The organism is Flavobacterium sp., from assembly GCF_039930565.1.
GTDB lineage: Bacteria > Bacteroidota > Bacteroidia > Flavobacteriales > Flavobacteriaceae > Flavobacterium.
This window is the reverse complement of record NZ_JBDTTP010000109.1, coordinates 1-10,224: the sequence shown is the minus strand read 5'-3', so window position 1 is coordinate 10,224 and position 10,224 is coordinate 1. Positions and strand designations below refer to the sequence as shown.

Sequence of the window (10,224 nt, the reverse complement as noted above, 5' to 3'; positions counted from 1 at the left end):
CTTTATTTATTTTAGAAGCAGGAATCCAATTTAGATTTTTTTGATAGTGATATATTTTATTTTCTTCTAAAGGTTCCATAATCATCAAATAAATCCATTCGTTATCCAGTAATTTTTTTAGGTTTTCGTTTCTAGAAAGAATATCAGTTACTCTTTCTAATGGCGCTTGAATCAGTACTGATAATCGCAAGGGTTGATGGTACATTTCTTTGTCTGATTGCATTAGAGATTGTAGTGGAAGCCCCATTTTGATGTCGCCTCCATTTCCTTGCACGACTCCAAATTTACCGGTGATATTATGCGTTATTTTCGAACCTCCTCCAAAAACCTCATTATCAACTGTCGAAAAGTAATAATGATTGTTTATCCATTGTGTCACTACCATCGGTCCTTGCATAATACCTTCAAGTGCTGTTCCTTTTGTATCCGTTTCCCAATTATACGAGTTTAAAAAACAACGTCCTTCCAGATTATGATTTTTAGTTAAAGTTCTTGGTCCGACTATAAATCCTGCATTTTTTGCCAATCCCCATTCCGGTCTCGTTTCTCCCCAGTCATTCGCTTTTTTATGCGAATGAGCTACACTATTTTTTGCAATGCCTAGACGTTCTTGCGTAGCAGTTTCTTGGGCTTTTGCTAAATTCAGTTTCAATTTTTCTACCCTTTTTTTATTTAAATCTGGAACTTCAGCATCAAACAAAACAATTTCATCTGTAGTCGTGTTGTGTTCTCCTCCAATAAAAGTAGTAGTCTCAGGAATTAGAATGTTATAATTTTCATACAGAGACTTTCTAACTTCAGGCAAATTGGCTAGTTTGGCTAACATTCTGGCATTATTTCTCCCCGGACTTGCTGCGCATGCTCCACAGTCTAAACTCGAGCCAAAAGCATTGTTAGCGGAGTGACTGCCGTGACCAATGAAGGCAATAATTGTCGCAAATTCCTGCCATCCCATAATATCAAAAGCCGATTTTACAATGGTGACTTTTTCTGCTAGTGGAATATCTAGATCGTTATTTTCATGATTACAGCTACTTTTAATTTCTGGCGTGCAAATAGCTTCATGATTTGTTGAATTCTTTTGATTCACTCGGTATAAATAGTCAGGGATAATTGTTCTTGCTATTAAAGACATTCCGTAAAAAACGCCTGAGCCTTCTACATACCCAAAGGCTGAAGGAAGCATGTTTTTCATTCTTTTTAGAAAATATTCTTTGAAGTTTAAAACTTCGTTCTTTTTTTTGTATTCCTGTAGTTTTGCAGTAGTATCTTTTTGTGACACTTCGGAAACTTTATACGCCGAGTTTACAATTGGCGGACAGGCTTTACGGACTATTCCATCATTTATATTTTCATAATCCATTGCAATTCCAAAAAAACCTGCGTAACCAAATGTTTCGTAATTACCTTTGTTCTCTACATTTCTTCGAATTAATTCAGACCTTGTATCAATACAAAAAACCATTTGAGCGTCTGGAATTTGTTTTTCATTATCAGTTTTAGCCGCAATTATCTGCTGGCTTTCTAGCATTTTTGCGAGTCTACTTTGGAAACTTTTTTCCCATGCTTTTAACCAAATATAATGTAGTTTTGGTGTATTAGAATTTGGAGAAACACTAGTTTTTTCGGGTTCAATAACTGCATTTATTTTTTGAGCAATCCAAAGTCGTACTCCTAAATAATCTTGCTTATTTATAGGATACGCTTCTTGCCATTGCGAGTTGGAGTTACTTCTGTGATTGATATATCCGGTCCAACCTGGTAATGCTGCTAAATGAAAGGTGCATATTTTAGTGAATTGTTCTTCGCCGTATTTTTCTAATACTTCATTTAAAACTTCTATACTGGCTTTTGGAATTTCTGTCAAAGCCGTTTTTGGAATATCAGTGTCATAAATGGCTAATTTTCGCCATGCACCATAAAAACCTTCACTTTTATTAGGCATTTCCCATTCTGCCAAACCTTCGTCCATAAATGTAGCAAGCCATTTCGCTAAAATGTTATCTAGTTTATTATTAGTATTTATTTGAATGGTTTTTTTATGCAATTCCATTTGTTGTAAATATTCTTCTGGAGAAGCTAATAGTTGATTTTCTTTCAATAAAGCAACAAGTATATTTTCCTTAATTTCTCCTTTTTCCCAAGCCTGACGAAATAATGTCGTTTCGGGATACACATTGGCGTTAAGCAATTTTTCGGCTTGTTGTATTGCTTCTTCAAACGGCATTTGCTCATAACCTGCTAAAGGATTTGAAGTAACGAAGGAATATAATGGCCAAGTTTTTCCGATAACTTGTGATGCTTCTGCTATACTTTTTTGAATAATTGGATTCATTATATTTATTTAGATTTAAACATTAATACCGTTCTTTTGGATGGTTGTGTACTATTCAATAATTTCACATATAGACTTGGATACTTGCGATAGATTCCTAATTTCATTATAAAAAACCCTACTAGAAATACAACTCCAAACCCTATTTCTATGAAAGAAAGCGACATAGGAACATCTGTCATTGGCATATCGTGCATGAGAGTTGTAACTCCTTTGTACATAAAAGCGTAGGTTACTATTCCTGACAAAAACACTAGTGGTGGTACTACAATTTTTTGTAAAATGCTTAAGCTTTTTTCTTTAATTATATTGTAAGTTACCTGACCAACAGTTATAGCAACTATAAGAGTTAAAAAAATCCCACTGTTCATTTCCGTTCCTTTTCCAGTTAAATAAGCGAATATAAAGGCGGCTAGAACTCCAAAGAACAATACGACAACCCCTTGCAAAGGTTTTATTTTGACTTCTACTGGTTTAGATGGTTTGGCATACCCCACTTCTTCTCCTGCTGATAGGAATAAATACGCTTTGTAAAATCCGTGAAGAATTAAGTGAACCACGGCTGCATTAAAAAACCCTAAGCCACATTGCATAATCATAAAACCCATTTGGGCAATCGTCGAACAGGCTAGTTTTTGTTTCACATTTACTTGTAAAAGTTTGGCAAATTGTGCAATTATTGCCGTTAATCCACCGATTACGAATAGAATGATCAGTGTGTTTGAGGCAAATAATACGGTTGAGAATAGTGTTAATAAAATTCCAGAACCGTTTACAAATCCTGCATGCATCAAGGCCGAAGCTGGTGTCGGTGCTGTCATTGCGGAAAGAAGCCAACGGTGAAAAGGATATATCGCCGACTGAATTATGGCTGCAGTTATAATGCACAAACCTGACAATAAAGTGATGTTTTGTGGCAAACTATTAACCTTAACAAGAAGATCACTCAAAGTAAAGTCTCCCGTTTGAAAAGCTAATACTAACACTCCCGCACTTAGAAAAAAACTTCCTGCTGCAAAATAACGAAGTGCAAATTTTGATGCTTCTCTTGCTTCGCCCCATCTCGAATCTACTCCAATTAATTGGGACATGAAAACTCCCATTAAAAACCAAGTCGTTAATAAAAGAGCGACATGATTTGCCATTACAAAAACCATAATTGATAATGTAAAGCCTAATGCTAGTATGGAGAATTTAGTGTGGTATTTAAATCCTTTCAAATAATTTTTAGAGTAATTGCTAATTAACGCACTAAAAAAACTTACAAGTGTCCAGATGAGTACTGTGAAGCCATTAATTTTCAGCATATTTCCGTACTGCCATTCGGGAACATTTGGATAATAGTAAATTACATAAGCCAAATTACCTATAAACAATACACCTAAGAAATAGGAAATTAGGGTGTTTATGAATTGGTTATTTTTAGGTGTCATTTTTTAAATTTTATAATTGAATTTATACTAAACTGATTTCAATAATTCCATTTATAGCTATTGTTTTATTAGAACCTTTAGCCTTCTCAATAAATGCTTTGGTTACTTTTTTTTCGTTTTCAAGTTGTTTAATCCGGTCTTCTATTTCCTCGGGGTTGTTTTTGTGGTTTTGCTCCCATTTTTGAAGTCTTTGTTTATGATGAAAATTTATCTTTTCGTCAATCAAAGCCATCATAACATCTGAAGCTTCAGAAGCAGTAAACGCTCCTTTTACCAATTGAATTGTTTGCATCATTTTCTCCGTTTTTGTTAATTCATTTGTGTCCATAATTTCTTTTTTAATGATTAAACTTTTATTCTGGCACAAAGGTTGTTTCTTTTATTCATAAATTTTTATTTATATTTGTTATGCGATACATAAATAATTTTTATGAACTATACTTTACACCAACTACAGATATTTTTGAAGATTTGTCAGTTAAAAAGCATTACCAAAGCTTCAGAAGAATTACATCTTACGCAACCGGCGGTGTCTATACAGTTAAAGAATTTTCAGGATCAATTTCCCATTCCATTAACAGAAGTAGTAGGAAGAAAACTGTATGTTACGGAGTTTGGAAAAGAAATAGCCCAAGCAGCTGAGAAAATAGTAGAGGAAGTAAATGCTATTAATTACAAAACTTTAAACTATCAAGGCGAACTTTCAGGGAGATTAAAACTTTCAATTGTCTCTACAGGTAAATATGTAATGCCTTATTTTCTGTCCGAATTTATAAGATTAAATCCTGGTGTAGAACTTATTATTGATGTAACCAATAAATCGAGAGTTATAGAAAGTCTAGAATTGAATGAAGTCGATTTTGCATTGGTATCTGTTTTACCAAAAAAATTAAAAGTCAAAAATATCGAGCTGATGCAAAACAGTCTCTATTTTATTGGAAGCAGTCAGTTGAATTTTAAAAACCCTGATGACAAAAAAAATATATTCGAAAACACATCTATAATATACAGAGAACAAGGTTCAGCAACCCGAACTGCAATGGAAAAATTTATTACTACTAATAAGTTTTCTGTTCAAAAAAAGATTGAATTAATGTCAAATGAAGCGGTGAAACAAGCAGTGCTTTCTGGATTGGGCTGTTCTATTATGCCTTTGATTGGAATAAAAAATGATTTGAAAAATAATGATTTGCAAATTATACCCGTAAAAGGACTTCCAATTAGTACTACTTGGAATTTGATATGGCTTGAATCAAAAAAATTATCTCCTGTAGCGAATGCTTATCTTGATTTTTTAAAATTTAAAAAAGAAGAAATTATAAATAAAGACTTTTCATGGATAGCCAAATATTGATTCTTAATTATTTTAAAAAAATTCAATAAACAAAAAATAAATCTTAGAGTATCTCAATTTTTTTTAAAATAATATCCCAAAAATCATCTTTTGGATGTCGTAGTATTTCAATCAAACGAAGAACTTGTTAAGAAGTATTTTTTCCTTTAAAAAAACATAAAAAATACTTCTCCTAAGCGAAACAAAATTGAAATCAAAATCTATTAATTATTACGATTTTGTTTAAATATGTTAAATATTTTAACTTAAAAACGGGATTTTATCCCGTAATAAAGGTAAATTTGCAAATTATTAAAAAAACAACAAAATACATAAACGCTGTTTGATTTAAAAAAAGTATTGTCTTTTGTCACTATTGCTGCTTGTATAAACAAGCTGCAACAGTTTACTAGGTAAAAACACAAATGTTTGGGTATCGTATAAAACAAAATATAGCAATTGACTACAATATAACTTTTTTTACTTTTGAACTTCGATTATAATTACAAGCAATTTCTTTAGTTATACCAATTACAATTAAAAAAATAAAAAATGAGTAAGACATTATTTGACAAAGTATGGGATTCACATGTAGTGCGTAAAATTGAAGATGGACCGGATGTGTTTTTTATTGATCGTCATTTCATTCACGAAGTTACGAGTCCTGTTGCCTTTTTAGGATTAAAAGCCCGAGGCGTTTCGGTTTTATACCCTGAACGTACTTTTGCAACTGCAGATCACAATACACCAACAATAAACCAACATTTACCAGTTGAAGATGCTTTATCGGCGAATCAGTTGAAAGCACTTGAAGACAATGCCAATGAATACGGAATTTCGCACTGGGGATTAGGTCACATAAAAAACGGAATTGTACACGTAGTGGGTCCTGAAAACGGAATTACTTTGCCAGGTGCTACGATTGTTTGTGGAGATTCTCACACCTCTACTCACGGTGCTTTTGGTGCAATTGCTTTTGGTATTGGAACTTCTGAGGTTGAGATGGTGCTTTCTACACAATGTATTATGCAGCCAAAACCAAAGAAAATGCGTATCAACGTAAATGGTGAATTAAGCAAAGGTGTTGGCCCTAAAGATGTTGCTCTTTATATTATTGCTCAATTGACTACTTCGGGAGGTACAGGATATTTTGTTGAATATGCCGGTGATGTTTTCGAAAACATGACTATGGAAGGCCGCATGACAGTTTGTAACCTAAGTATCGAAATGGGTGCCCGTGGTGGAATGATTGCTCCTGACCAAAAAACATTTGATTTTCTTGAAGGAAGATTATACGCTCCAAAAGGCGAAGCCTGGACTAAATCAGTTGAATACTGGAAAACTTTAAAAACCGATGCTGATGCTGTTTTTGATGCTGAATTAAACATCAAAGCTTCAGATATTGAACCAATGATTACTTATGGTACTAACCCGGGGATGGGAATTGGTATTACAAAACATATTCCAAACGCCAATCAGGTTGAAGGTGGTGCCGAAACATACAAAAAATCTCTTGCTTACATGGGCTTCCATGAAGACGACGTGATGATTGGAAAACCAATTGATTATGTTTTCCTGGGAAGTTGTACAAACGGACGTATTGAAGATTTTAGAGCTTTTACAGAAATTGTAAAAGGAAGAAAAAAAGCAAATAATGTTACCGCCTGGTTAGTTCCGGGTTCTCACGTTGTGGAAGCTCAGATTAAAGAAGAAGGTTTATTGGATATTTTGACAGAAGCCGGTTTCGTATTACGTCAGCCTGGTTGTTCTGCTTGTCTGGCCATGAATGATGATAAGGTTCCTGCCGGAAAATACGCAGTGAGTACATCAAACAGAAACTTTGAAGGCCGTCAGGGACCTGGTTCAAGAACGCTTCTTGCAAGTCCAATTATGGCAGCAGCAGCAGCTGTTACTGGAAAATTGACAGATCCGAGAGAGCTGTTCTAGTCAATGACAATGGCAATAATAATTTCAAAAATTCAATAAAATTGCTTTTAGGTTTAACGTAGATTCTCATTTTTCAGAAAATCTAAAATCTAAAATTAAAAAATCTAAAATTAAAATGGCATACGATAAATTTAACATACTTACCAGCAGTGCAGTGCCACTGCCAATTGAGAACGTAGATACAGATCAAATCATTCCGGCACGTTTCTTAAAAGCGACAAAACGTGAAGGTTTTGGAGACAACCTTTTTAGAGACTGGAGATATAACGGAGACGATTCCCCAAAAGCTGATTTCGTTTTAAATGATTCAACCTATAGCGGAAAAATCTTGGTTGGCGGAAAAAACTTTGGTTCAGGATCTTCAAGAGAGCATGCTGCATGGGCCGTTTACGATTATGGTTTCAGAGCTGTAGTTTCAAGTTTCTTTGCTGATATCTTTAAAGGAAACTGTTTAAATATTGGTGTTTTGCCGGTTCAGGTTAGTCCTGAATTTGCTGACACTATCTTTAATGCAATCGAAGCTGATCCGAATACACAATTAGAAATCAACTTACCTAATCAGACTATTACTTTATTGTCAACTGGTCAGCAGGAATCTTTTGCTATTAACGGATACAAAAAAAACAATATGGTTAATGGCTTTGATGACATTGATTATTTGCAAAACATTAAGGAAGATATTGTCGCTTTTGCTGACAAACTCCCTTACTAAACACAACCAACTTAAATGCAGTTACGTAAGTTTCAACCTTAAAGTTGAGGCTTTGTAACTGCTTTTTACAATTTCATAAATTCGATTCGATAATTATCGAATCGCATAAAAGTTATATCATATTTAGAATGGAAAAAAGAAAAATTGAAATAATGGATACGACGCTTCGTGATGGTGAACAAACCTCGGGAGTATCTTTTTCTGCTGCAGAAAAATTAACCATTGCACAATTATTATTGGAAGAATTAAATATTGATAGAATCGAAGTTGCTTCAGCACGTGTAAGCGAAGGAGAATTTCAAGGAGTAAAAGGCATCATGTCCTGGGCTGAAGAAAAAGGATACAGTAACAGAATTGAAGTTTTGACTTTTGTTGACGGCGGCCTTTCTATTGAATGGATGAAAAAATCCGGCGCCAAAGTTCAGAATCTGTTAACGAAAGGATCCCTGAATCACCTGACACATCAATTAAAAAAAACTCCTGAACAGCATTTTTCTGAAATCGCCCAAACCATTTCATTAGCAATAGACAACAATATAGAAACCAATGTTTATCTGGAAGACTGGAGCAACGGGATGCGCAATTCTCCTGAATATGTGTTTGAATATTTAGATTTTTTAACAAAACAGCCTGTAAAAAGAATTTTGCTTCCGGACACTTTAGGCGTTTTAATTCCGACTCAAACTTTCGAATTTATTTCACAAATCACAACAAAATATCCCCATATTCATTTTGATTTTCATGCCCACAACGATTACGATCTAAGCGTTGCCAACGTGATGGAAGCCATAAAAGCGGGTATAAAAGGACTTCATGTAACGGTAAACGGAATGGGAGAACGAGCAGGAAATGCGCCGCTTGAGAGCACTGTTGCCGTAATAAATGATTATTTACCTGAAGTTAGTATCAACATTAAAGAAACCTCTTTATATTCCGTAAGTAAACTGGTAGAAACTTTTACCGGATACAGAATCCCTGCCAACAAACCTATTGTGGGAGATAATGTTTTTACCCAAACTGCCGGAATCCATGCTGACGGAGACAATAAAAACAATCTATATTTTAATGATTTACTTCCGGAACGTTTTGGAAGAAAACGTAAATATGCGCTTGGAAAAACTTCGGGAAAAGCCAATATAGAAAAAAATCTTCAGGAGTTAGGTTTGAAATTAAACCAGGAAGATTTGAAATTGGTTACCCAAAGAATAATTGAATTAGGCGATAAAAAAGAAACCGTTACCAAAGAAGATTTGCCATACATCATTTCAGATGTTTTGGACAGTCATACGTATGAAGATAAAATTATAATTGAATCCTACATATTAGTACACTCAAAAGGCATGAGGCCATCGACAACCTTGCTTTTAAAAATTGATGGAGAGATCATAGAAGAAAATGCCCAGGGTGACGGCCAGTTTGATGCTTTTATGAATGCCTTATCCAAAATATATAAAAGTAAAAAACTGACACTTCCAAAATTAATTGATTATGCTGTGCGAATTCCTCCCGGAAGCAGTTCTGATGCCTTATGTGAAACCATTATTACGTGGGTAAACAACGGAAAGGAATTTAAAACAAGAGGACTGGATTCAGATCAGACAGTTGCAGCTATCATTGCTACTCAAAAGATGCTGAATGTGATTGCGAATTAAAATTCAATTAAACTGGAATAATAATAATATAAATAGATAATAATATAAATAATATCAACAAATGAAATTTAACATAGCCCTTTTAGCCGGAGACGGAATCGGACCTGAAGTAATTAATGAAGCTGTAAAAGTATCAGATGCTATTGCAAAAAAATTCAATCACGAGATAACCTGGACACCAGCTCTAACCGGAGCATGTGCTATTGATGCAGTTGGAGTTCCTTATCCTGATGAAACTCATGAAATTTGTATGAAAGCTGATGCGGTATTATTCGGAGCAATCGGTCATCCAAAATATGATAATGATCCAAGCGCACCAGTTCGCCCAGAGCAGGGATTATTGTTGATGCGTAAAAAATTAGGTTTGTTTGCTAACGTTCGTCCAACGTTTACTTTCCCTTCTTTGATTGATAACTCTCCTTTAAAAAGAGAAAGAATAGAAGGAACTGATTTGGTTTTCTTAAGAGAATTAACGGGTGGAATCTATTTTGGAGAAAAAGGAAGACGAGACAACGGAGAAACTGCTTTTGATAATTGTGTTTATACCAGAGCCGAAGTTCAGCGTTTAGCTAAAAAAGGTTTTGAATTAGCGATGACTCGTTCTAAAAAATTATGTTGTGTAGACAAAGCAAACGTTTTGGAAACTTCACGTTTATGGAGAGAAACGGTTCAGGCAATGGAAAAAGAGTATCCTGAAGTTACCGTTTCTTACGAATTTGTTGATGCTGTTGCCATGCGTTTGGTACAATGGCCAAATTCTTATGATGTATTGATTACTGAAAACTTATTCGGAGATATTTTAACTGATGAAG

At 34.4% G+C, this 10,224-nt stretch carries 8 protein-coding genes; 5 read left to right on the top strand and 3 right to left on the bottom strand.

The annotated features are described in order from the left end of the window. The 3 genes from ABI657_RS18060 to ABI657_RS18050 all read right to left on the bottom strand — a co-directional run. Positions 1–2,335 (bottom strand): DUF2309 domain-containing protein (locus ABI657_RS18060; RefSeq protein ID WP_348098667.1); only part of this gene is annotated, 2,335 nt, incomplete at its 3' end. Positions 2,336–2,340: 5 nt separating this feature from the next. Further along, entirely contained in the window at positions 2,341–3,768 is a 1,428-nt protein-coding gene (locus ABI657_RS18055; RefSeq protein ID WP_348098666.1) for a proton-conducting transporter membrane subunit, read from the bottom strand. A 22-nt stretch (positions 3,769–3,790) separates the two neighbouring features. Further along, on the bottom strand, positions 3,791–4,096 hold the full coding sequence (locus tag ABI657_RS18050) for a hypothetical protein (RefSeq protein WP_348098665.1): 306 nt from the start codon (positions 4,094–4,096) through the stop codon (positions 3,791–3,793). Between the two features lie 102 nt (positions 4,097–4,198). Here ABI657_RS18050 and ABI657_RS18045 point away from each other — a divergent pair, with 102 nt between their 5' ends. From ABI657_RS18045 to leuB, 5 genes are all read left to right on the top strand, one after another. After that, positions 4,199–5,122: a LysR family transcriptional regulator gene (locus tag ABI657_RS18045; RefSeq protein ID WP_348098664.1), complete on the top strand. Its 924-nt coding sequence runs from the start codon at positions 4,199–4,201 to the stop codon at positions 5,120–5,122. Positions 5,123–5,653: 531 nt separating this feature from the next. Beyond that, complete coding sequence (gene leuC / locus ABI657_RS18040; protein ID WP_348098663.1) at positions 5,654–7,048, top strand: 3-isopropylmalate dehydratase large subunit; 1,395 nt, start codon at positions 5,654–5,656, stop codon at positions 7,046–7,048. A gap of 115 nt (positions 7,049–7,163) precedes the next feature. Further along, positions 7,164–7,760, top strand: a complete 597-nt coding sequence (gene leuD / locus ABI657_RS18035) for a 3-isopropylmalate dehydratase small subunit (protein WP_348098662.1) — start codon at positions 7,164–7,166, stop codon at positions 7,758–7,760. A gap of 128 nt (positions 7,761–7,888) precedes the next feature. After that, positions 7,889–9,412: an alpha-isopropylmalate synthase regulatory domain-containing protein gene (locus ABI657_RS18030; RefSeq protein ID WP_348098661.1), complete on the top strand. Its 1,524-nt coding sequence runs from the start codon at positions 7,889–7,891 to the stop codon at positions 9,410–9,412. A 61-nt stretch (positions 9,413–9,473) separates the two neighbouring features. Further along, on the top strand, positions 9,474–10,224 hold a 751-nt coding region (gene leuB, locus ABI657_RS18025), incomplete at its 3' end, for a 3-isopropylmalate dehydrogenase (RefSeq protein WP_348098660.1).